General features: G+C 42.0%; 17 protein-coding genes. 7 read left to right on the plus strand and 10 right to left on the minus strand.

The annotated features are described in order from the left end of the window. Positions 1 to 252: 252 nt before the first annotated feature. The 3 genes from FEK29_RS14830 (at position 253) to FEK29_RS14840 (ending at position 5,437) form a co-directional block, all read left to right on the plus strand. On the plus strand, positions 253 to 3,660 hold the full coding sequence (locus FEK29_RS14830) for a HEAT repeat domain-containing protein (protein WP_138259218.1): 3,408 nt from the start codon (positions 253 to 255) through the stop codon (positions 3,658 to 3,660). A 96-nt stretch (positions 3,661 to 3,756) separates the two neighbouring features. Next, complete coding sequence (locus FEK29_RS14835) at positions 3,757 to 4,731, plus strand: acyltransferase family protein (RefSeq protein ID WP_138259219.1); 975 nt, start codon at positions 3,757 to 3,759, stop codon at positions 4,729 to 4,731. A gap of 184 nt (positions 4,732 to 4,915) precedes the next feature. After that, on the plus strand, positions 4,916 to 5,437 hold the full coding sequence (locus tag FEK29_RS14840; protein ID WP_138259220.1) for a DUF5004 domain-containing protein: 522 nt from the start codon (positions 4,916 to 4,918) through the stop codon (positions 5,435 to 5,437). A 26-nt stretch (positions 5,438 to 5,463) separates the two neighbouring features. On the opposite strand, the gene FEK29_RS14845 is transcribed toward FEK29_RS14840, so the two are convergent. Further along, positions 5,464 to 6,408 carry an NAD(P)H-dependent flavin oxidoreductase gene (locus FEK29_RS14845; protein ID WP_138259221.1) on the minus strand — a complete coding sequence of 315 codons (945 nt, stop codon included), beginning with the start codon at positions 6,406 to 6,408 and terminating at the stop codon, positions 5,464 to 5,466. Positions 6,409 to 6,446: 38 nt separating this feature from the next. Then, the gene (gene mnmA, locus FEK29_RS14850; protein WP_138259222.1) at positions 6,447 to 7,637 is read right to left on the minus strand and encodes a tRNA 2-thiouridine(34) synthase MnmA; all 1,191 of its coding nucleotides are present in this window, start codon (positions 7,635 to 7,637) and stop codon (positions 6,447 to 6,449) included. Positions 7,638 to 7,991: 354 nt separating this feature from the next. Between mnmA and FEK29_RS14855 the strand changes: the two genes are divergently transcribed. Next, positions 7,992 to 10,013 (plus strand): fasciclin domain-containing protein, encoded by a 2,022-nt coding sequence (locus tag FEK29_RS14855; RefSeq protein ID WP_138259223.1) that lies wholly within the window; start codon positions 7,992 to 7,994, stop codon positions 10,011 to 10,013. A 415-nt stretch (positions 10,014 to 10,428) separates the two neighbouring features. On the opposite strand, the gene yidC is transcribed toward FEK29_RS14855, so the two are convergent. From yidC to FEK29_RS14870, 3 genes are all read right to left on the minus strand, one after another. Continuing rightward, positions 10,429 to 12,282: a membrane protein insertase YidC gene (yidC, locus tag FEK29_RS14860; protein WP_138259224.1), complete on the minus strand. Its 1,854-nt coding sequence runs from the start codon at positions 12,280 to 12,282 to the stop codon at positions 10,429 to 10,431. Between the two features lie 66 nt (positions 12,283 to 12,348). Beyond that, on the minus strand, positions 12,349 to 13,986 hold the full coding sequence (locus tag FEK29_RS14865; RefSeq protein ID WP_138259225.1) for a CTP synthase: 1,638 nt from the start codon (positions 13,984 to 13,986) through the stop codon (positions 12,349 to 12,351). 59 nt (positions 13,987 to 14,045) lie between these two features. Next, entirely contained in the window at positions 14,046 to 14,279 is a 234-nt protein-coding gene (locus FEK29_RS14870; RefSeq protein WP_138259226.1) for a DUF3820 family protein, read from the minus strand. A 50-nt stretch (positions 14,280 to 14,329) separates the two neighbouring features. On the opposite strand from FEK29_RS14870, the gene FEK29_RS14875 reads away from it, so the two are divergent. Beyond that, entirely contained in the window at positions 14,330 to 15,199 is an 870-nt protein-coding gene (locus FEK29_RS14875) for a hydroxypyruvate isomerase family protein (RefSeq protein WP_138259227.1), read from the plus strand. Positions 15,200 to 15,288: 89 nt separating this feature from the next. Here the strand turns inward: FEK29_RS14875 and FEK29_RS14880 are convergent, their stop codons facing one another. From FEK29_RS14880 to guaA, 3 genes are all read right to left on the minus strand, one after another. Continuing rightward, a complete protein-coding gene (locus tag FEK29_RS14880) occupies positions 15,289 to 15,786 on the minus strand; it encodes a DUF922 domain-containing protein (protein ID WP_240042763.1) in 498 nt (165 codons plus the stop codon). A gap of 96 nt (positions 15,787 to 15,882) precedes the next feature. Continuing rightward, positions 15,883 to 18,105, minus strand: a complete 2,223-nt coding sequence (locus tag FEK29_RS14885; RefSeq protein ID WP_240042764.1) for a PBP1 and LysM peptidoglycan-binding domain-containing protein — start codon at positions 18,103 to 18,105, stop codon at positions 15,883 to 15,885. Between the two features lie 2 nt (positions 18,106 to 18,107). Next, positions 18,108 to 19,640, minus strand: a complete 1,533-nt coding sequence (gene guaA / locus FEK29_RS14890; protein ID WP_138259229.1) for a glutamine-hydrolyzing GMP synthase — start codon at positions 19,638 to 19,640, stop codon at positions 18,108 to 18,110. 74 nt (positions 19,641 to 19,714) lie between these two features. On the opposite strand from guaA, the gene FEK29_RS14895 reads away from it, so the two are divergent. Together FEK29_RS14895 and FEK29_RS14900 are read left to right on the plus strand one after the other, a co-directional pair. Then, positions 19,715 to 20,440 (plus strand): SIMPL domain-containing protein, encoded by a 726-nt coding sequence (locus FEK29_RS14895; RefSeq protein WP_138259230.1) that lies wholly within the window; start codon positions 19,715 to 19,717, stop codon positions 20,438 to 20,440. A 390-nt stretch (positions 20,441 to 20,830) separates the two neighbouring features. Next, entirely contained in the window at positions 20,831 to 21,373 is a 543-nt protein-coding gene (locus FEK29_RS14900) for a pyridoxamine 5'-phosphate oxidase family protein (protein ID WP_138259231.1), read from the plus strand. A gap of 7 nt (positions 21,374 to 21,380) precedes the next feature. Here the strand turns inward: FEK29_RS14900 and FEK29_RS14905 are convergent, their stop codons facing one another. Together FEK29_RS14905 and bshC are read right to left on the minus strand one after the other, a co-directional pair. Continuing rightward, positions 21,381 to 22,751 carry a pyridoxal phosphate-dependent decarboxylase family protein gene (locus FEK29_RS14905; RefSeq protein ID WP_138259232.1) on the minus strand — a complete coding sequence of 457 codons (1,371 nt, stop codon included), beginning with the start codon at positions 22,749 to 22,751 and terminating at the stop codon, positions 21,381 to 21,383. A gap of 69 nt (positions 22,752 to 22,820) precedes the next feature. Then, the gene (gene bshC, locus FEK29_RS14910) at positions 22,821 to 24,425 is read right to left on the minus strand and encodes a bacillithiol biosynthesis cysteine-adding enzyme BshC (RefSeq protein WP_138259233.1); all 1,605 of its coding nucleotides are present in this window, start codon (positions 24,423 to 24,425) and stop codon (positions 22,821 to 22,823) included. Between the last annotated feature and the right edge of the window lie 170 nt (positions 24,426 to 24,595).

Raw genomic sequence — 24,595 nt, forward strand, 5'->3', positions numbered from 1 at the left:
TAATTTCGAGTCCAGACTTGGGGTATTAAACCCTTTGGCGGTGCCAATAAATGCAGTCTCAAATATAATCGATGCCCAGCGTTTTGTACTCATGGAAAATGGGGAAAATTCATGTATTTAGGCAATAATCGGTACATAAAATTATAAATTTCAAATTTTCGCATAGGTTAATTTATAAATCCACATACTTTTTCCGTTAGTTTGAATTTGATAATTACTATTTTTAGAGCTTGTAAATCCGTAAAGAATATCATGCGATTCCTTTTTAAAGCCCCAATAATTCTCATTGTATTAGTAGCGATTAATTCCTGTCAAAATAACAAACCCGTTGAAACCCCGGTAGTGATCTATGAAGACAGTACGGCCATAGCAGAAAAAATAGAATCAGCAAGGGCAGGGGTTTCCGCCATCGTAGCAGATGGCCTAAAATTAAGTCTTTGGGCCACCGATTCCCTAGCTCCGGACCCTATCGCCATGGATGTAGATAACGAAGGTAGGATATACATTACCCGATCCAATAGAAATAAAAATTCCGAATTCGATATTCGTGGGCATCGGGATTGGATGACCGCATCCATAGGCCTGCAATCCGTTGAAGATAGAAGGGCTTTTCTTAGGGAGACCTTCGCACCGGAAAAAAGTAAGGAGAATCAATGGTTTCCCGATCTTAATAATGATTCCATTCATGATTGGCAGGACTTGGCGGTTCAAAAGGACGAAGTTTGGATGTTGGAAGATTCTGACGGAGATGGCATTGCCGATGTATCGACCCAAATCCTCAACGATTTTAATGACGAAATCAATGATGTTGCCGGAGCACTTTTGGTACGGGACGAGGATGTTTTTGTGGGCATTGGACCGGATATGTATCGCCTAAAGGATACCAATGGGGATAAAATCTTGGATGAAAAAACAAGCATAGCGACCGGTTTTGCGGTACATATCGGTTTTGGGGGACACGGCATGTCCGGGGCAACCCAAGGACCTGACGGCAAGATTTATTGGGGCATTGGCGATATTGGCGCGAACATTACCACGGTTGATGGTGTAAACCATAAATATCCCAATCAAGGGGTCATCGTACGTAGTAATCCGGACGGAAGCAACTTTGAAATATTTGCCCGTGGGCTACGAAATACCCATGAATTTGTATTCGATGCCTATGGAAATATTATTTCCTCCGATAATGACGGGGACCACAAGGGCGAGAGCGAGCGATTGGTCCATATTGTGGAAGGCTCAGATGCCGGGTGGCGTGCGAACTGGCAATATGGCAAGTATACGGACCCAAACAATAATGGATATAATGTTTGGATGGACGAAAAACTATATGTGCCAAGATGGGAAGGACAAGCCGCTTATATCATTCCCCCGATCCAGAATTTTCACAATGGCCCAACCGGAATGCTCTATAACCCGGGAACGGCCCTGGGAAAAAAATGGTTGGACAAATTCTTTTTGGTGGAGTTCGTGGGCGATCCCAGCAGGTCCCATATTTGGTCCTTTGACCTAAAGCCGAAAGGAGCATCTTTTGAACTGGGTTCGGACGAATCCATTTTAACAGGAGTTCTGCCCACGGGTATCGCCTTTGGACCTGACGGAGCCTTGTATCTAGCCGATTGGATCAATGGATGGGGATCTAAGGATTTTGGTCGGGTTTGGAAATTGGACGTTACGGAGGCGGAAAACGATTTGGAACAACAACGTTTGGAAACCCAAAGGCTTATGACCCATAATTATAGGGATGATGACACGGAAAACCTCATCAAGTTATTAAGTTATGAGGATATGCGTATCAGGTTAAAGGCCCAGTTTGAACTTGCCAATAGGACATTTTGGGGATATCGGGCCTTGGAAAAGGCCATAGTGGAAGAAGAAAATCAATTCGCCCGGATCCATGCCATTTGGGGCATCGGCCAAATTGCCTCGGAGAATCCAAAAAAAGCGGAACCTTTGGTGACTTTGTTATCGGATAACGATCCTGAGATTATTGCCCAAGTGGCCAAAGTTTTGGGCGACGTTCGGTACCCAGATGCATCGGATACATTGCTATCCTTACTGACCCATGAGAACGACCGGGTGAAATTTTACGCCGCGCAGGCCATGGGACGTTTAGGCTATGAACCTGCGATTGAGCCATTGATTCAAATGCTTGCTGCCAATGATGACCAAGACCTCTATTTGAGGCATGCTGCGGTTCTTGCCCTTTCCAGAATAGGGAAGGTAGAACCCATGGTCGCCTTGGCAGGGCATGAAGATAGAAGTCTACGTTTGGCCGCCGTACTGGTGCTGAGAAGACTTGAGAGTCCGGAAATAAGCGTATTCCTATCAGATCCGGACACCTACATCGTTACGGAAGCGGCCAGGGCCATCAACGATGATTGGTCCATAGAAGCTGCCTTGCCAAATCTTGCCGCACTACTGAGAAGCGAAAAGTACAAATCTGAACCCTTGTTGAGAAGGGCCATCAATGCGGCGTTGCGTGTGGGAAGTGACGAGGCCTTACAGGACCTGATCGATTTTGCGAAAAAGGAGAGCGTTTCCAATGTTTTGAGGGGCGAGGCGCTATCGGCCTTAAGCACATGGAACAAACCATCTGTTTTGGACCGGGTCGATGGTAGGTATAGGGGCGAAATCATCAGGGACAACAGTCAATTAAAAGACCGGTTGGAGAAGGAAATCCCCATTTTTCTGGAGCAAAGAAATCCGGAAATCCTCATTGGGGTAGCAAAGGCTTTAAGTGCTGTGGGTATCGATAGCTACAATGACAAACTCTTCAACATTTTCAGGAATAGTAAAAACCCTGATGTTAGGGCCACTATACTATCGGCTTTGGGAAATCTGAACTACGGAAGAATGGAGGTAGCCATGTCCTTGGGCATGAAAGATACCAACGAGGAAGTGAGAACTGCGGCGGTGGGATTATTGGCCCAATTGAACCTACCCAAAGAAAAGCTTCCCACCTTGGTCGACCCCATTTTTCAAAATGGTTCTACAAGGGAACAACAAAGTATGTTAAATGTATTGGGCGATTTGCCAAAGGATAAAACCAATGCCATCTTGAACAGTCTCATTGACAAAGCCAGTAAAAATAGGTTGGGACAGGATATCATCCTCGATTTGATGGAATCAGTATCGGCAACCGAAGATTCGGTTTTAATCGCTAAAATGGACAAGTTGAATGAAGCGGGCTACACGGCCGATTCTTATCTGGAGACCTTGTACGGCGGAAATCGATGGAACGGAAGGGATGTTTTCAATAGCAATCCAACGGCCCAGTGCGTACGCTGTCATGCGGTAAACGGCTCCGGAGGAGAGGTAGGTCCCCCGCTGGATAATATCGCGAATATTTTGACCCGTGAACAAATTTTGGAAGCCCTTATTGAACCCAGTGCGAGATTGGCGCCCGGATATGGAACCGTAAACCTCACCCTAACCGATGGGCAGGTGGTCTCCGGCGTACCTTTGGAAGAAAATAACAAAGAACTGTTGTTACGTACGTCTGAAGCGGAACCTATGCGCGTTCCAAAAGGAAGAATAAAAAAGAGGGAGAACTCGGTATCCTCCATGCCCGCCATGGGCCGTCTCATTACCAGAAGGGAGCTACGGGACCTTATGGAGTACTTGGGTAGTTTGAAGCAACAGGATAAAGGAGCTTAAAATGATTTAAATATTTAAGACTTCTTAGGATAAGATATTCTGATATATTATCAAAAAGTAAAACCTGATTCTATTCTTTAAAAAGAATAATTATTTATGTTACCAAAAAAGAAAGAAAGAAATATTGGTATTGATATATTAAAGTGCATTGCCGCAATACTCATCACCAATTCTAATTTTGAGGTATTATATCCCATTAGTTCTTTTGCAACAGGGGGTACAATGGGCAACAGTTTGTTCTTTTTTGCATCTGGATTCACACTTTTTCTAAAACCTCTTGGTCGATTTGATCAGTATTATAAAAAAAGGATAAGGAGAATTTATCCAACCGTATTTGCTTGGGCTATTTTAAGTACTATTTTCTTTAATAATACACAAAATATTATACAAATTTTACTCTATGGAGGTGGATGGTTCATTACTTGTATAATGGTTCTTTACGTGTTTCTTTTTATTGTAAATAGAACAATGTCTAACAAATTAATATTAGCTTGGTCAATCTCATTTTTAATAATTTTGGTATGGTTTTTATTCATCGACAAAAGAAGTAACGCTTCCTTTTATGGTGATGATTCCTATTTTAGATGGGGTTTTTATTTCTTATTTATGCTCCTTGGCTCAATTTGTGGAGTTTATCAGCATAAAATTAAACATAGGTTTTCAAACAACCTGTTACTAGTTCTTTTATGCATTTTAATATTTTATGGTATGCTATATTCTGTAAGAATTAATGTTATGCCAAGGCAAATGGAAATAATATCAATTATTCCACTTCTTGGTATGACCTTCTATTTTTATAAATTAAGCAACACTAAAGAACTCAAATATCTTTATAATCATAGATTTATTGGCGATGTTATAAAAATTGTTGGTGGACTCTGTTTGGAGATTTATCTCGTACAACATGATTTAATAACCGACAAAATGAACGATTTTTTCCCGTTGAATTTAATTGGAATGTTCCTAATAATTTTAATAAGCGCTTATATTTTAAGGTGTACAGCAAGATTATTTTCACAAATATTCAGTCAACAAAACTTGAATTATCAGGAGATATTTAGATTTTATTAGTATTCTTTTTAGAATGCCCGCCATGGGCCGTCTTATTACCAGAAGGGAGCTACGGGACCTTATGGAGTACTTGGGTAGTTTGAAGCAACAGGATAAAGGAGCTTAAAGAAAATACTCCATTAAAAAAGTCAAACATCTTAGGCAACCTTTTTCAATAAGCGCATCTTTTCAAAAAAGAAGCCTTATGAACTTACATGTTTTTAAAAATTTGGGAGTTGTCGTACTATGCATGCTATTCGTTAATTGTGATTTAAACGAGGACCCTGTAGAATGTCCATCGCCTTTAACCGGAGATTTGTTGGAAACGGAAGTTACGCTGGTAGGAACCTGGAAAATCAGTGGAATAACGGCGGATACGGAGGTGGATATAAGCAATGATTCCGAAGACAATCCAAGCACGGATATTTACAACCAGTCCAGCGATTGTTCCAAGGATGCATTTTACACGTTCAACGAAAATAGGACCTATACCTATAACACGGGTACACAAACGGATGGCTGCACGAAGAATACCACATCAGGGACTTGGCAATTGAATCAAAAGGATCTTTTATTGGTAGTGTCCTGTGGCTCCAATGTTTATAATGTCTCCTTTAACGAGGATGATTCACAATTTTCATATACCCTTTCCCTAGACGTTCAGGAAGTAAATGGCGTGTTGACCAGTACAAGGATAACGTTCACTTTTTCAAAGGAAGAAAATTAACTTAAGATTCGTTTTAATGAGGATTTCTATTTCCCGTTGCAAAGTAGTTTAAGACATCCATTGTATTGATCGATGATTTCCTCCATGATTTCCTTGGCAGGTTTTATATCATGGATAATGGATGAGACCTGACCTATTTCGAGTTCGCCCTCTTCCAGGTCACCTTCGAACATACCTTTTTTTGCTCTGCCCCTTCCTAATAGAATCTTGAGTTCTTCCGGTTTGGCATCCCTAGCATAAGCGGCCTGCACATCGGAATAAAACTTATTCTTTAATAGACGAACCGGAGTCAACTCCTTCAAGGTCAATAGCGTGTCCCCTTCTTGTGCCTTAACCACCTGATGCTTGAAATTTATATGACTGGAGGCTTCATTAGTGGCCACGAACCTACTTCCAATTTGTACGCCATCGGCACCAAGAACCATGGCAGCAAGCATACCAGCCCCAGTGGCGATTCCGCCAGCAGCTATAACAGGAATTTGGATTTTCTCCTTCACCAAGGGTATAAGGACAAAGGTAGTTGTCTCGTCCCTACCGTTGTGTCCACCCGCTTCAAAGCCCTCGGCCACAATGGCATCCACCCGGGCCTCTTGGGCCTTTAGGGCGAATTTTAGACTGCTAACAACGTGTACAACGGTTATTCCACGTTCCTTTAAATACCCCGTCCAGGTTTTGGGGTTTCCTGCTGAAGTGAAAACGATGCGTACTCCTTCTTCTTCGATGATTTCAAAAATCTCTTGAACATTTGGATAGAGCATTGGAACATTTACCCCAAAAGGTCTATTGGTAGCATTTTTGCATTTTTGGATGTGTTCCCTAAGTATCTCCGGATACATGCTTCCTGCACCCAAAAGACCCAATCCACCTGCGTTGGAAACAGCGGATGCCAATTTCCATCCACTGGCCCAGACCATCCCTGCCTGAATGATGGGATATTTTATTTGAAATAATTCGGTTATCCTGTTTTGCATCCCTTATTTACCAATTTAATGCTTGACGGAAAGTTCACCTACGAAATTACCCCAGAACCTACTAGCTCCTCACCAAGATACCAGGCAACGAACTGGCCTTCCGTGATGGCCGATTGTTTTTCCTCAAAATCCACATACATACCACCTTCTATTTTATAAAGGGTGGCTTCCTGAAGTTCTTGCCTGTATCTAATTCGTGCCTTCACCTTAAGGCTTTCATCGGAATGCAAGCTTAAATCTGGTCGGACCCAATGAATTTCCTCTTCCTGTACGAACAAAGTTCTCCTATAGAGTCCGGGATGCGACTTTCCCTGGCCCGTGTAAATGATATTCTGTTCAACATCCGTTTCAATTACAAATAATGGCTCCTTGGTCCCTCCCACATTAAGCCCCTTACGCTGTCCCTTGGTGAAATAATGGGCCCCTTGGTGCTCCCCTACTATCTTTCCGTCTTCAAGGGAGTACTGAGGTTTTCTGGCAAAAAAGGCAAGTTCCGATACTTTGTCGTCAAAATTGGGAACTGTAAGCTCAAATTTATTTTCACTTGAAGGAACCTCAACAATTTTACCTTTTTTGGGTTTGAGTTGCTGTTGCAGGAATTCTGGCAATCGTACCTTACCAATAAAACAAAGACCTTGAGAATCCTTCTTATCGGCCGTAATCAAATGCATCTTTGCGGCAATCTGCCTGACTTCAGGTTTGGTCAATTCCCCAATGGGAAATAAGGTCTTGGACAGCTGTTCCTGTGAAAGTTGGCACAAAAAGTAAGACTGGTCCTTATTTGTATCCTTACCGGCCAATAACTGATAGGTTTCAGTTCCATCCGCATTTGTAATGGTCCCTTTTCTACAATAATGCCCGGTTGCAACAAAATCCGCACCTAGCTGCAAGGCTATCTTAAGAAAAACATCGAATTTTATTTCGCGGTTACACAGCACATCTGGGTTTGGCGTACGCCCCATTTCGTATTCACGGAACATGTAGTCCACGATGCGCTCCTTGTACTCAACGCTCAGGTCCACTGTTTGAAAGGGAATACCCAACTTTTCCGCAACGATAAGGGCATCATTGCTGTCCTCCAGCCAAGGGCACTCTTCAGAAATTGTTACGGAGTCGTCATGCCAATTCTTCATAAAGAGTCCAATGACATCATAACCCTGTTCTTTTAAAAGATAGGCTGCCACACTGGAATCCACACCGCCAGAAAGTCCAATTACAACTTTTTTCATGTTGACTGCTTTGTCGCTACAAAAGTACAAAATTACGGTACCGGTACATCAACAACTACATTATTGAAAAGTTGGCCAATCCAAATTAATAATTGTCATCCAAAGCGGGATAACGATTTCTATTACAACTACCAATCTGAATCATCTTAAAAACAATCAATTATGTTAAAGTTTGATAAAATTTTCGATATGGAAATGGTCCTTGCTTTAATTAATATCAAGAGATTTTATTACACTTCATCGATGAATGGCATGTAAAAAACCATCAGCTCAGACCCTAAATTTTAACAAAGCTTTAAATACGAACATTTCATATTGTTTAACTTTATTTAAAATTACTTAAACAAAAATAATATGAAAACAATTACTACCTATTTTAAACCTATTCTGACACTATTGGTGTTGGCTTTTGCCTTTTCCTGTAGCGAGGACGAGAATGAAGAACCCATAGTTGTGGATTCAGCTACCATTGTTGACATTGCCCAAGATGAAGATGCTCTGACATCCCTCGTGAGCGCACTAACTACTGCAGATATTAATGAGGGAACCGATTTGGTTGGAACATTGAGCTCCGATGGCCCTTTTACCGTATTTGCTCCTACAAATGATGCCTTCGCAGCGCTGTTAGGGCAATTGGAGGGTTTTGATTCCTTGGAAGATTTTGATACGGATGAAGAACGTGCCCTACTTGCCAAAATTCTAACTTATCATGTGGTAGCAGGTACGGCCGCCGCCTCTACAGACTTGACAGATGGTATGATGGTCACGACCGTTCAAGGAGAGGAGCTTACCATTAGTTTGGAAGGTGGCGTTTTTATTGATGATGCTACTGACATGAATGCCCAAGTAATTATTCCTGATGTGACAGCTAGCAATGGAATCGTTCACGTTATTGATAAAGTATTGCTGCCCCAAGAAATTATCGATGCCTTGAATGCGGGCGAAATGGAAAATGAAACTGGTAGCTTGGTAGATATTGTGGTGGATACCGAAACACTTTCCATTTTGGAAGCTGCAGTAATCAAAGCCGATTTGGTCGCTACTTTAAGTTCTGATGGCCCCTTTACCGTTTTTGCACCTACGGATGATGCTTTCGTGGCTTTGTTGGAGCTTCTTGGGGACGACTACAATAGTTTGGATGACTTTGACACTATGGAAGAAATGGCCCTCTTAAAAGACATCTTGTTATACCATGTAATAGCTGCTGAGGTTAAGTCGACCGATTTAGCCCCCGGGGAAGTACCAACTGCCCTTCCAGATAACAGCATAGAGGTTATCGCTTCAGGGGATACCTTTGTAATTGGGGATGCTTCTGGTACGGACGCCAATATTACCGGGGTCGATATAATGGCATCCAATGGTGTTGCACATACGATTGATAAGGTATTACTGCCTCAAAGTGCCATTGATTTCGTAACCCAAATGCAATTAAAGTCCATAGTGGATATTGCTGTGGAAACAGACAATTTAAGCCTTTTGGTTGGGGCTCTAACCCAGGCGAATGCCGGTCTGGTGGAAACTTTGAACGGCGATGGTCCTTTTACCGTTTTTGCGCCAACAAACGAAGCTTTTGCCGCGTTGTTGGATACCTTAGGGGATGATTATAATGGTCTGTCCGATTTTGATACCGATGCCGAAAAGGATTTACTGGTAACCATTCTGACCTACCATGTCGTTGCCGGAACGGCTGCTTTTTCAACAGCATTGAGCGATGGACAGGAAATTGAGACATTTCAAGGAGAAAACGTGGCCATTAATATAAAGGATGGCACCGTTCACGTGGCCGATGCCACCGGAGAAAACGCGACGGTAACAATGCCTGATGTTGAGGCAAGCAATGGCGTTGTACATATTATCAACAAAGTATTGTTACCTCAGGCAGCTCTGGACGCGTTGGTACCTCCCGTGCCCAATATTGTAGAAGCTGCCCAAGCTACAGAAAGCTTGAGTTCCCTAGTAGCTGCATTGATTCAGGCCGATGCTGGTTTGGTAGCTACCTTAAGTGGCGAAGGTCCATTTACGGTATTCGCACCAACAAACGAAGCATTTGCGGCCCTGTTGGATAGTCTGGGTGAAAACTTCAATAGCCTAGAAGATTTTGATACCGATGAGGAGAAGGTGCTGTTGGCCCAATTGCTTACCTACCATGTAGTTGCAGGAGCCGCAGTGGCCTCTACTGACCTATCCGACCATCAGGAGATTGTAACCGTACAAGGGGAATCCCTATTCGCTATTTTAAACCACGGTGTACAGATTAGGGATAAAACACACGTGGATGCCAACGTAACAATGCCAGATGTAATGACCAGCAACGGTATTGTACATATTATAGATAAAGTACTTTTGCCACAGGAAATTATTGATGCCCTACATTAATTTTTGAAACGTAACTTTGATAAAAAGCCTTCCTTATTCTAGGGAGGCTTTTCTTGTATGTTCTCAAACATCATATAAACAACATTTAGCATACAACTAAAGACCCTTTGCAACTAAGTTTTTTTTTATCTGTGAACAAGTCGCAATTTTACATTCCCAAATCTTACCAAACCAAACCTTAATCAATGGCAAAAGCCTCTACGAACTACGTAGAGGCTTTTCATTTTATAATCTTAAACCCGGTATTTGCATTAGGGAACCTCGTGAAGGTGAAAAGCGCAAAAAAATAAAGTGGTTTGGAAATTTTAGCATAGCACCGCTATGGTGAAATTTAAAACACAGCGCAGCGATTTATTTTGAAGCGATATTTAGCTGTAACAGCTTTTCTAATGTATAATCCGGGTTAAAAAAAGGGTTATTTCTTTTTCTGTGCTTCCGCTTGTTCCATCATTTCGCGCATTTTACGCTGAAACTTGTTTTCCTTTTTAGGCTTCTTTTTATTCTCCTGTATCTGGGCATGGATCTTATCATTATCCAGAATGAAATTCTTGATAACGAGCATAATTCCAATGGTGATCAAGTTGGAAATAAAGTAATACAAACTAAGACCACTGGCATAGTTGTTAAAGAAGAACAACATCATAAAAGGCATCAAGTACATGATAAACTTCATGTTGGGCATCCCAGGTTGGGTGGGCATATTTTGTCCCGTGGTCATCATCATGTAAAAGAAGATGGCAATGGAGGCCAAAATTGGAAAAAGGCTCACATGGTCGCCATAGAATGGTATGGAGAAGCCTTCCGGAAATTGATAAATGGTATCAAAGGAGGAAAGGTCGTCCGCCCATAAAAACGACTTTTGGCGTAACGCAAAGGACGTGGGAAAAAACATAAATAGGGCATAGAAAATAGGCATCTGTAAAAATGCCGGTACACAACCGCTCATAGGACTAACACCTGCCTTACCATACAATTTCATGGTCTCCTGCTGCTTTTTCATGGCATTGTCCTTGTACTTTTCGTTCAATTCATTGATTTCCGGCCGTAGTACCTTCATTTTTGCCTGGGACAAATACGACTTATAGGTCACGGGAGACATGGCCAAACGCACCAGAATGGTCATGATGATGATGGCGATTCCATACGGGAAGTAGGTACTCAAAAATCCATAAAAAGGAGTAAAAACATATCTGTTTATCCATCCAAAAATTCCCCATCCAAAGGGTATGGAGTCTGCGAGGCCAGCCTCCTTGTATTGGGAAAGTACTTCCAAGTCCGTGGGACCATAATAGAGGTACATATTTTTGGCAATTTCCCCTCCCTTAATTTCCAACGGGAGTTTGGATGCATAATTTTTGGTAAAGCCAAAAGTCCTACTTTCCTCCTCTACCAAATCTTGGGATTTCAACTCCCCTGTTTTAAAGGGTTCATCGGTACCTAAAATGGAGCTAAAGAAATGCTGTCTGTAGGAAATCCATTTGATGTCCTCCTCGGTTTCCTCATCATCGCCTCCGGCGGAAAGTTTACTTAATTTGCCATCCTCATGATGGTAGGTTAAACGGGTATATCTATTTTCATATTCGATACTCTTGGAATGTCGGATACCTTTCATCTTCCAATCCAGTGTAACAGGCTTGCTACTGTTGAGGATTCTGTCCAGCCCTTGGGTACGCACTGTGAAATCCACCAAATATTCACCGGGCTTCATTTCATATCGATATTCCAAAAACTGGTTGTTGGAGGTTTTGGCTTTCATGGAAAGCACTTGGTTGTCCCCAGATTTAGTCAATGTAGGTTCAAAGAATAGGTCCTTTGTATTCAAGACCCTGTTATCCATGGTGGAAAAATCAATGGAGTAGGCTGAGTTGCCATCCTTTACCAGATAAACGGGGACCGAATCATAGGTGACAAAATTTTTCATTTTTGCCTCTACCACATGACCTCCTTTGTTACTTATCTCCAAATAAAGCACATCATTCTCCAAGACCGTGGTTCCCCGTTTTGGCGTGGTAAATCCAAATGCACCTATTTGACTCTTGTAGCCTGCAACGGCTGTAGAATCATTTAGGTTTACGGCCGGCGTATCGTCGATTACAATATCCTCAGGAGATGACTCTTCAGCGGCCGCTGCATCCATTTGTTCCTGTTTCGCCTTCTGTGCCTCCAATTCTTCCGGGGTAGGTTTGTTTTGATAGAACATGAAAATCAAGATTCCAAAAATCAAGACAAACCCAATGATAGACTTTACATCTAATTTCTTCTCTTCCATTTAAGTATACTATGTGATGGTAAATGTTTGGTTCTCAAGGAGCAAATATATGCCCAAATACGTAGTTTATGCCATACTGGCATTAGTTTGTGACTTTTTGTGTACCAAGGCGGCCTTTACAAAACCAACGAACAACGGGTGCGGATTGGCCACGGTGCTCTTATATTCCGGGTGATATTGTACTCCAATAAACCAAGGGTGGTCCTTCAATTCTACGATTTCTACCAAATTAGTTTTGGAGTTGGTTCCCGATGCAACCAAACCGGCGGCATCCAGATCCGCTTTATATTTATTGTTGAATTCGTATCTATGTCGATGTCTTTCGGATATTTCCGTGGCACCGCCATAGACCTCCTGTACCAAACTTCCTTCTTTAAGGAGACAATCCCAGGCACCCAATCGCATGGTACCTCCTTTGTTGGTAATGGATTTTTGCTCCTCCATAAGACTGATTACCGGGTCCGGGGTATCCAAATTCATTTCGGTGGAACTTGCTTCCTTAAGTTCCAATACGTTTCTTGCATATTCTATAACGGCCATTTGCATCCCCAAGCATATCCCCAGAAATGGAATTTCGTTGGTTCTGGCATAGTTAACGGCCTTTATTTTCCCTTCGATACCACGTTCCCCAAAACCCGGGGCTACCAAAATGCCATCCAATCCTTTCAGCTTGCTTTCCAGGTTACCGTCCGTAATGTATTCCGAATGTACGGAACGCACATTGACCTTTACCTCATTTTTGGCACCTGCATGTATAAAGGCCTCCAAAATTGATTTGTAGGAGTCCTGAAGTTCTACGTATTTACCCACCAAACCGATCGTTACTTCGTTCTTTGGGTTTTTATGCCGTTCCAAGAATTCCTTCCAATTGGTAAGATCAGGTTCATTGGTATCGGGTAAGGCCAATTTTTGCAGGGTTACGGTGTCCAATCCCTCCTCTTGCATCAGAATGGGGACATCGTAAATGGTGGACGCATCGATACTTTGAATGACCGCCTCCCTTTTTACGTTGCAAAAGAGGGCCAATTTATCCTTTATATCATCGGAGATTTTATGTTCCGTCCTGCATACCAAAATATCGGCCTTTATACCACTTTCCATTAAGGTCTTTACGGAGTGCTGGGTAGGTTTGGTCTTTAATTCACCTGCGGCGGATAAATAAGGTACCAAGGTCAAATGCACCACAATAGCATTATTGTCTCCCAATTCCCAAAGCAATTGACGCACGGCCTCAATGTAGGGCAGGGATTCGATATCCCCCACGGTTCCGCCAATTTCGGTTATGACAATGTCGTATTCACCACTGTTGCCCAATACCTGTACCCGTTCCTTGATTTCATTGGTGATGTGGGGAACTACCTGAACGGTCTTTCCCAAAAACTCGCCTCTTCGTTCCTTATCGATGACACTTTGATAAATCCTGCCCGTGGTAACATTGTTCGCTTGGGAGGTACGGACGTTTAAAAAACGTTCATAGTGTCCAAGGTCCAAATCGGTTTCCGCACCATCATCGGTAACATAACATTCACCATGTTCGTAAGGGTTGAGTGTACCAGGGTCTACATTGATGTAGGGATCTAATTTTTGTATGGTAGTCTTGTAACCTCTTGACTGAAGTAATTTTGCCAATGATGCGGCAATGATACCCTTTCCAAGGGATGAAGTAACGCCTCCCGTAACGAAGATGTATTTGGTTTGTGCCATTTTTCGATTTCTATGTTACGGGACACAAAGGTACAAATTGAGAACAGAACTAACCGACTTTACTTTGGAAAATGTTTTTGAATTCCCCGAATTAGGGATTCCAAATTATTTGTCTTTATTTCAAGCATAGAACGCAATAATTCACCCAATTTTCCATTTGGAAAACCCTTTTGCTGGAACCAGACCAAATAAGCCTCTGGCAAATCCACCAAATAGCGGCCCTTGTATTTTCCAAAAGGCATCCTGTAATGCGCCAATTCTATTAATTTTCGGTTATCGGGCTTTAATTCCATTTTTAAATCTAAAAAAATTATCTTTAGGAAATCAACAATTAAAAACCATTATGAAACGACGGGACTTTATAGGTACTTCTGCGGTGGCATCCGTAGGTTTTATGGCTTCCGCTAGTACAGGTACGGGCGCAAACCTTACTGAGAAACCATTTAAATTAAAGCATAATATCAACCATAGCGCTTGTTATTGGTGTTATGGTTCCATTCCCTTTGAAACGTTTTTGCAGGAACTGAATAAATTGGACATTAGGGCCATCGATTTGGTGGACGCGGAACAGTTTCCTTTGTTAAAAAAATATAACATACACGCCTCCATGTGTTGGGGAGCCGGTCTTGGTATCGAAAAGGGGTGGAACGACCCACAATATCATAAAGAACTCATTGAAGATTACAAAAGGGTCATTCCTTTGGTAGCCGAGGGTGGCTATACCAACCTGATTTGTTTTAGTGGGAATAGAAACGGTATGAACGACATGGTGGGCCTACGCAATTGCGCCAAAGGGCTTAAGGAAATAATACCGATGGCCGAAGAGCACGGCGTTGTCATTCAGATGGAGCTTTTGAACAGTAAGGTAAACCATAAGGATTACATGTGCGATACCACCCAATGGGGGGTATCCCTTTGCGAGACCATTGGTTCGGACAACTTTAAATTATTGTACGATATCTACCACATGCAAATCATGGAGGGTGATATAATTAGGAACATACAGGACTACCATCAATATTACGGTCACTATCACACGGGAGGAAACCCGGGCAGGCACGAGATTGACGAAACACAGGAGATATTCTACCCAGCGGTCATGAAAGCTATTTTGGAAACCGGATATACCGGACATGTAGCGCAGGAGTTTGTGCCCAGTTGGGAAGATAAAATAGCCGCTTTGAAACAAGGTGTGACCATCTGCGACGTTTAATATCTTTGGATCATTACTTAAAATCCCTTTTCTTTGAAAAGGGATTTTTTATTTGGACCGATTTGACAACCATTAAAAGCCCGCATACTTCAAGAACTGCTTTCCCCTTTTAAAAGACTGTTTATTTGCCTTTGCCATAGTTTTTGTTTCTCGATATTTCGGGAAAAATCGGTTTCCAAATCGTAGCGCCGCTGGAATACATCCAACTCCTTTAAAATACGTTTGTAAAGCACGCGTACTTCCTGTTTGATGTTTTTTGTAAATTTTGTTTCGGACATTTCACGATGCATTTTTCTGGCAAATACTTCGGAAATATCAAAATGCAACTGTTCGTGGAGCAGGGTTATATCGTTGCAAATTTGGGGCCTGTACCAAGATTTGGCGGGATAAAAAAATGCCTGCACTTGGTAATCCACTTTCATCTCGCCCTTTTCATAAAAAGTGGAAAAACTGTAACTGATCCCGCTAGCCGTAGTGGCCGCTGCTTTGGCGCCTAAGGGAACATCCCCTTTAAAGTCCTTCCATTCCAATTTACCTTGGGGAGACCATGGAACCTCTTCCTGAGCCCTAATAAGGGAGCATGACATTGTAAAAAGTAGTATGAATACCGATATGCATCTCATCCTAATTACTGGGATTTGGCGATTTATCTTGGTAAAATGACTAAGAATTGAAATGGTTTTTTACTCCAATTCCTTGATATACATATTGTCATACCCCATGATGTAGGAAGCCTTGTTGAAATATCCAGAAGAGATATCCTTTTCATAGTCAAATTTACTTCCACTATATTGGGTCTCCCCTATGAATTTTGAAACATCCAACAAATCGTTCTTATATGCCAGTTTTAATAGGAGATCAAAGGTAACATCGAAACCTCGCACCGCAAATCTGTCCGGCACGACCCCGTATTTTGCCTTATATCTTCGCTCAAAGGCATCTGAAGGGGCTTCCCTGTAGACGGATGGATATGTAAATCGTAGATTGGACAAATGGGTACTTGAGATTACGTCGTTGTCAAAGGCATTGTTTTTATCGGTCGTAAACATGCGAACACGGATTTTTTTCGCCTTGGGGTCCTCCATCTCCAAAACGGAATTATGGAAGGAATTCAAAATAGAAACCACACTGGAAATCAGTTTAAAATTATCCGACTCCACAAAAACCCAGTTCTCTGTTTCATTGGACAATTGCTGTTCCAATTTATCACGGTTGATACCGATGTTTTCCTCCTCTTCCTTTACGGTGACCAATTTCGCCGATGGAAATTTGCTTAAAATAGAATCCTTTACGACCCTGTGTTTGGCATCTGCGATAATGATAATATTCTCGTCCTCCCGTTTATCCGATATAAATTTCAACAGGTGCTCCCGTAAGGTCTCCTCTGGCGTGTAGGAGAAAAATACATTGCCTAGACTTATATCGCTTTTGGCGGGTACAGGTGCGATAACGGGCAAATTGTAACTGGCCGCCTGCGTTGAGGCCTCTTTTAGGGACAGAACATCCAAAGGACCAAAAATGGCATTGTAGGACCCTAAATTTTCGCGCTGTAGAATTTCCTTGGTCCTTTGAAGGTCCAGCCGATTGTCAAAGGTCTTCACATCAACCGATACCCCAAGGGATTTTATGGAATCCAGCGCTACCAAAGCACCTGAATAGAGACCAAGACTGTATTTTAGACTATTCCTGTTTTGTATGGTCCACTCAACTGTTTCGGTATCGTTCAAATCCAATTTATCCAATCTAAATGGCAATAGGAACATGATTTTGGGCCTGTTTTCCACATTGATACTATCCAGAAGATTTATCTTATCCAATACAAGGGAGTTTCGTACCTCAAAATCGCCCACTTGGTTTTTGGGCAATTTGAGTACCATTCCTGCCTTAAGCCCATCCCTAAGTTCTGGGTTCAGCTGAATCAACTCTTCCCAGCTCATTCCAAACTTTCGGGTCAATCGAAATTCGTTCTGCTTGGGTTTAACTTCGTAAAAAATATAATTATCCGTATTGATTTCACCTGGATCCAATCTTCTTTCTGGCAAACGGATTACCATACCTTCTTTAAGCCCTCCACGCTCCGTAATCTCGGGATTTAGGCGCACGACTTCATCGGATTTCACCCCAAATTCCTTTTCAAGCCTGTAAAAGTTCATTTTTGGTGGCACCGTGTAGGAAGTAAACAGTTGCGTTTCCTGATTCTCCACCGTGGAGCCGGCTATTCGCGGAAGCAACAGTTCGTAACCTTCCTGTAAGTAGTTGGATGTTTTGGACAGCGAGGGGTTCAGCACCAACATACTATCTATGGTAATTCCGTACTTATGGGCAATACTCCACCTTGTCTCCTTTGGGGCCACGATGTATTTCTCAAAATCCCCTATATCAATAGTATTTTGAGGTGCCGTTGGTGTTCTGTATTTTGGGATTTTTATCACCATTTTACGATCCAATTGGGCGGCATACAATTGGGTGTTGTACTTTTTGATTTCCTCTTCCGTTACCCCATACTCCTTTGCAATACCATATAAAGTTTCTTTTTTCTTGACCTTATGTTCCACAAAACCTATGGGTTCCCTTTTGGCAACGGAATCGTTCATTATTCGATTGACCAGTTCCGCCACTTCCCCGTTCGCGACCTGGCCCTTTTCCTTTTGGTTTGGCCTGGTATTGGTTACGGCACCCTTTGAACTGGGAATTACCAATATGGTATTGATGCTCAAGGACGCTCCGTTTTTAAGCTCTTTGTTATATTTTAGGATTTCTTCCTGTGAAACACCGTATTGTTTGGCTATACTGTATAAAGTTTCATTTTGTTTTACCGAATGGGTCGTAAATTTTTGGCCAAGGGCCTTACATCCCAAAAACGTGCAAAAGCAAACAGTTAGAAAAACCTTAATAAATCCTCTCATAATTATTCCCATTCTATGGTTGCGGGCGGTTTGGAGCTAATGTCATATACGACCCTATTTACGCCGGGCACTTTGTTGATTATATCGTTTGAAGTTTTTTGCAAAAACTCGTACGGTAAATTTACCCAATCCGCGGTCATACCATCCGTACTTTCTACGGCTCTCAAAGCGACACACTTTTCATAGGTACGCTCATCGCCCATCACCCCTACACTATTTACGGGCAAAAGCATGGCTCCGGCCTGCCAAACCTGATCATAAAGACCCCAATCCTTCAAACCTTGTATAAAAATATGGTCTACTTCCTGTAATATGGCAACTTTTTCCCGAGTTATATCTCCCAAAATTCGTATTGCCAAACCGGGCCCGGGGAAGGGGTGCCTTCCCAACAGGTTTGGTTCCAATCCCATACTTTTACCAACTCTTCTCACTTCGTCCTTAAAAAGCATTTTTAGTGGCTCCACTACCTTAAGCTTCATAAAATCTGGCAAACCACCTACGTTATGATGACTTTTTATAGTAGCCGATGGGCCTCCCGTTGCGGAAACCGATTCTATAACATCTGGATAAATAGTTCCTTGTGCCAACCACTTTGCATTTTCAACCTTATGTGCCTCGTCATCAAAAACTTCTATAAAAACCCTACCAATGGTCTTTCGTTTCTTTTCCGGGTCACTTTCCCCTTCCAACGCGTCCAAAAAGCGTGCCGAAGCATCCACTCCCTTAACATTCAGCCCCATGTCCTTATACTGATGCAGTACATCTTCAAATTCGTTCTTCCTGAGCAGGCCGTTATTTACAAAAATACAGTGCAAATTATCGCCTATGGCCTTGTTCAAAAGAACGGCGGCCACGGAAGAATCTACCCCACCGGATAGTCCAAGGATTACTTTCTCATCACCGATCTTAGCCTTCAGTTCGGCCACCGTGGTTTCCACAAAAGCGGCAGGTGTCCAAGTTTGCGCTACTTTGGCTATGTGTACCAAAAAGTTTTCCAAAATCTGTTTTCCATCCGTTGAGTGATATACTTCTGGGTGAAATTGTATTCCGTAAGTATCCTCCCCTATAAACTTAAACGCAGCATTTTCAACATCGTGTGTACTGGCCAATAAAATTGATTTTTCAGGGAGATTTTTTATGGTATCTGCATGGCTCATCCACACCTGGCTACCTACCTCAATATGCTTTAAAAAGGGGTCTTGTTCGTACAATTTAGCCAACTTGGCCCTCCCGTATTCCCTGGTATTGGATTTTTCAACGTTACCGCCATTAAAATGTGCCAGATACTGGGCTCCGTAACAAACTCCCAAAAGTGGTTTCTTGCCCTTAATATTACTTAAATCAGGATGCGGAGCATCTTCTGCCCTAACGGAGTGTGGCGACCCGGAAAGGATAACGGCCTTGAACTCGGTTAAATCATCCGGCAGCTTATTGTACGGTTTTATTTCACAGAAAATATTCAATTCCCTAACCCGTCTAGCAATGAGTTGTGTGTATTGGGAACCAAAATCCAGTATAAGAACATTATTTTGCATGGGCAAAAATAGCAATTTGAAGTTTTTTGAAAACTATCTTTTGGTATATTTATCAGAATTTAAAGACAATTGTTTTGAAACATATTTCAGCGATAATCTTTGCGGCCGCCATCGTAATAGCAGCATTTTTCTTGGGCAATGCGTACGTAAAAAGGGCCAATCCGCCACAGATAATTTCGGTTACGGGGTTGGGCAATGAAAACTTTACATCAGATCTAATTGTCTGGGAAGGCCAGTTTTCGGCCAACAGTACGGATCTTAAATCGGCCTTTGACCAATTGAACAACGATAAAAGTATCGTACGGGACTATTTGACCTCCAAGGGCATCAAGGACGACCAGATTATTTTCAATAGCGTGCAAACCATTGAGCAAAGGGACAACAAATACGAAAACGGAAAATATGTTGGCAGCATCTTTAGGGGGTACCAACTTATGCAGACCGTAAAAATAGAGTCACAAGATGTAAGTCTGATAGAAAGCGTCTCTAGGGAAATTACGGAACTTTTAAACAAAGGGGTTCAATTCAATTCCTATCCGCCAAGGTATTATTACACAAAGTTGGCCGACCTTAAAATAGAAATGATTTCCAAGGCCACCGAAGATGCCCGGTTGAGAGCCGAAAAAATTGCTGAAAATTCAGGTAGTGACTTAGGTGAATTGGTTTCCGCTAAAATGGGCGTTTTTCAAATCACAGGTCAGAATTCCGGAGAGGATTATTCTTGGGGCGGGGCCTATAATACCGATTCAAAAAACAAAACGGCCTCCATTACCATGCGACTGGACTACAAGGTCAAGTAGTTTATTTATCAATTCAAATAATAAGATACAATCAACTGGAAATAAAATAGTTGAATCAATTCCTACAAATTGAATTTCCCACTTAAAATAATTATGGAAAAACAAAAGCCCGGCCAATACCGGGCTTTCTCAACCAACCTAATTGGAATACAATACTGAAAAATTTCTCTTTCATAGCACTTTGTATTCCGCATTTTTAGTCGTCAAAAATTCACAAACCTTACATTTTAAAAAAAGAAAAGCTCGGGAACCACCCCGAGCTTACTAATTAAAATCAAAAACCAACCTAAAAATGAATCATTAACTAAATCTTCTTTTTCATAGCAATTTGTATTTATAACAACCAAGGCATAAAAAACCCTACCCTGATTTTGTATTTTTATTAAAAAAATGATGGATTACTTTTGGAACGAACTTCAGGACGAACTTAAAAAGGGCGTTGAGGAAAAAGGACACCCCTTTAGATTTGGGACATTTGCAACCGTGGGCGTGGACAAATTGCCAAGATTGCGCACCATAGTTCTAAGGCACGTCTATGAAAACGGGCATCTTTGTTTTTATACCGATAAGCGTTCCAAAAAAGTCATCCATATTACGGAAAACCCGAACGTTAGCCTTCTTTTTTATCATCCCGAAAAACTTTTACAGGTAAAGATCGAGGGACTAGCTTCCGTAGTCACCGATGAAAACAAACTTCAGATCATGTGGAAGGACATCCCCGAAAGCAATAAAAAGGATTACACGACCGATACTGCACCGGGTAGCACTTTAAAAAATCCGGATAACTTGGAATACCTTACCGGAGACCATTTTTTCTCCATGATTGAAATTGAACCTTTTAGAATCGAATACTTAAAGTTAAAAAGACCTAACCATATTCGAATAGCCTATGCGAAGGAAGACAATTGGAAAGGTGAGTTCTTGGTTCCTTAGTGGCAACTTATTCCATACTTTTTAGAATTTCCTCAATATCGTTTTTCGTCGTATCAGGATTTATAAAGCAGAAGCGGGACACCGTTTCATAGCCATCGCCGGATTTCCATTTGGTAGGCGTTACCAATGCAAAGCCAGTTTCATGGTTCCTATAGGTCCAATTTCTATAATCCTCGGCAGACCATCCAATCCTGCGATAAAGCACACAGGAAAGACTTGGTTCCCGCACCAATTCCGTGACAGGATTTTGTTCGATGAGCTCGCCAGCTATTTTTGCCAGTTTTATCCCCTGCTCTACGGCCCACTCGTATTTTTCGGTACCATGGGTGGCCAAGGAAAACCACAATGGGAGTCCCCTAAGTCTTCTGGTGAGTTGTATTTGGTAGTCAGACGGATTAAAGCCATGGGCGCCTTCATCCTTAAAAATTTCCAAATAGCTGCCTTCTTGGGCATGGGCTTCCTTGGCCTCTTCTGGATTCTTATAAAGCACAGCACCACAATCGTAAGGTGAAAACAACCATTTGTGCGGGTCGATGGTAACACTATCAGCCCTTTCTATCCCTTTAAAAAGATGTCTGACCGACTTGGATGCCAAAGCACCGCCGCCATAGGCCGCATCCACGTGAAACCAAATCGAATGGGAGCTGCAGAAATTGGCTATTCCTTCCAAATCATCAATAATACCCGCATTGGTGGTACCTCCTGTACCAACCACCGCAAAAACCCGATTTTTTTGGGAGGCCGTAAGGTTTTGATAAAAGTGTTCCAATTGGGGCCCGTTCATGGCATTTTCGGAGGGAACCAAAACCACATCCGCATCAATTACCTTGGCCATGGCCTTGATAGACGAATGCGCGCCTATGGAGGTTATCAACAAGCCTTTCTGATTTATATTTTTTGGGTTTTTTCTCCATTTTTCCCTAGCGGTGACAATAGCCGATAGATTTGCGGCCGTTCCCCCACTGGTGAATACGCCAAAGGCAGGTTCTGGCATCCCTGTCAGTGAAACCAACCATTTCATGGCCTCGTTCTCACAAAATATGCCCCCTGCCCCTTCCATCCAATACGCACCGTGGATACTGGAGGCGGAAGTCACCAGATCAAAAAGAATGGCAGCTCTAGTGGGGGCCGCAGGTACAAAGGCCAAATGCCTGGGATGATCAATAGGTACCGTTGCCTTGACAAGTACTTGCCGAAAGAGTTCAAAGGCCTTTTCGCCTCCAATACCAGAATTGGTGACCGTCTCCCCTACCAGTTTTCTGAGTTCGGATTCGGTTTTTGGTTTCCCTAGTTCTGGATTGGTCTGGGTAATTCTGTTAATGGCATACTTGACCACGTCCAAGGTCATTTCGACCATGTCTATATCTATATCGTGCATTATTATGTTTTGAATTTCCCGATTCGACCCGGGAAGTTAATTTATTTTACAGCCTTTGGAAGCTAAGAATTACTTTATGGAGAGTACCAAAAAATTCAAATCCAATGGATTTAAGTGTTTTAGAAGCATTGGTATCAATTCCTCACCATGTTCCAAATACAGTTCTGAAAAGTTCAATTGGCGTTCCTGAAGGGACTGTCCTGGAAAGAGTTGGTTCTGAATATCCGTCAACCGAACCACATGGTCCTCCAATTTTCTTTTTTGGGCCTTTAACAGTCGTTTTTCCAATTTATCAAGGCCTTTCTTCTGTTTTACTTCCTGGGCCTTTACCGCTCCCAAAAAGGACTTGTCCGTCTGTTCGGCCAAATCGTACATCCCCTTGAACTGTTCTTCCAAAAACTTTTTCTGCGGTGAAAAATCTATGTCTATGTTCGATACCTCCCTGATTTTCTTATTGATCAAACTGTGCAGTTTTAAAAAAATGTCTTCATGGCTTATGTTCAATTTGTCCAGCTTTTCATTCTGTTTTTCGGTAATTATCAAGACCGAATTTCGCAATAATAGTATAGGAAACGGTACTTCCATGGCTTGGAACGAGGCCTTTAACTGTAACCAATACGCCAGTTCACCGCCCCCGCCTATATAGCACAAATTGGGCAATATTACTTCCTGATACAAAGGTCTTGCCACCACATTGGGCGAAAATCGTTCTGGATACGTTTGGAGCTCTTCCAGTAATTCCTCTTTTGTAAAAGACAATTGGGTATCGTTGATATAAAATTTGCCATCCCTTTCCACAATGCGCTCCCTAATGCCATCCTTAAGGTAGAAGTAGTTGATTTCCCTGGGGTTCACCTGGATACCATAATCTGGGTCCATTTGCTGTATTTCCGATATTTTTTTTGATACCGATGTAAAGGAGACTTGTTCGAATAGGTCCTTTTTAATATAGGGAACCAATAATTTCTTCAAATGATGATCGTCACCATCTACTATTACCAGCCCCTGCTCCTTGAACAATTCATTTGCCAAATAGCGTGTGGCCCTTGTCAGATTTTTATGTTTCAGGTAGGCTTCCGTGAAAAGATTTTTTAGGTAATCGGCATTTTTACTTCCTCCGATGGTATTTGAAAATATCTCGAAGACTTCATCGAGACCTTCCGTGGAAAGATGACCAACCGCCCCCGATGCATTTTTGTTCCACTGTATCTTCTTCCCTTTAAAATTGAAATAGTTGATCTCCTCAAAATCGTGGTCTTCTGCCGCCATCCAATACACGGGAACAAAATTATAATCGCCATAGGTCTCCTTTAAAACCTTGGCAAGGTTGATTGTCGAAACGATTTTATACAGAAAATACAAAGGTCCCGTGAAGAGATTAAGTTGATGCCCTGTGGTTACCGTAAAGGTATTTTCAGCATGTAAGGATTGAATGTTTTCCGATGTCAAACTGGAAGTTTTAACGTCCACGTATTGTGCTTTCAGGCTCTTTACCAAAGTCTTCCTTCCGGAAACCGAAAAATTTGCGTTTTTCTCCCGTATCTGCCTTTCAAAATTTTCCAGTTTTGGAAATTGACCGTAAAGGGATGTAAGTGTTTCTTTTTCCTCTATATAATCACAAATCAGTTTAGAAAAATAACCGGTCTTTCGAAAAGGCAAACAATCAATTTCCATATAAAATGCTTAGTACGCGTAAATATAAAACGTTCCTACTTTAGAGTTCCAAAAAATACGTTAATTAGCCCAAATGAAATCCTCATAGAGGGATTTGCAATGGTAAGTTAAATAACTCTACAAAAAGAAATGTTTAAAAATCTAACTATTGACCTAAATTTAAAGGCTTG

This window comes from Maribacter aurantiacus (assembly GCF_005780245.1).
Lineage (GTDB): Bacteria > Bacteroidota > Bacteroidia > Flavobacteriales > Flavobacteriaceae > Maribacter > Maribacter flavus.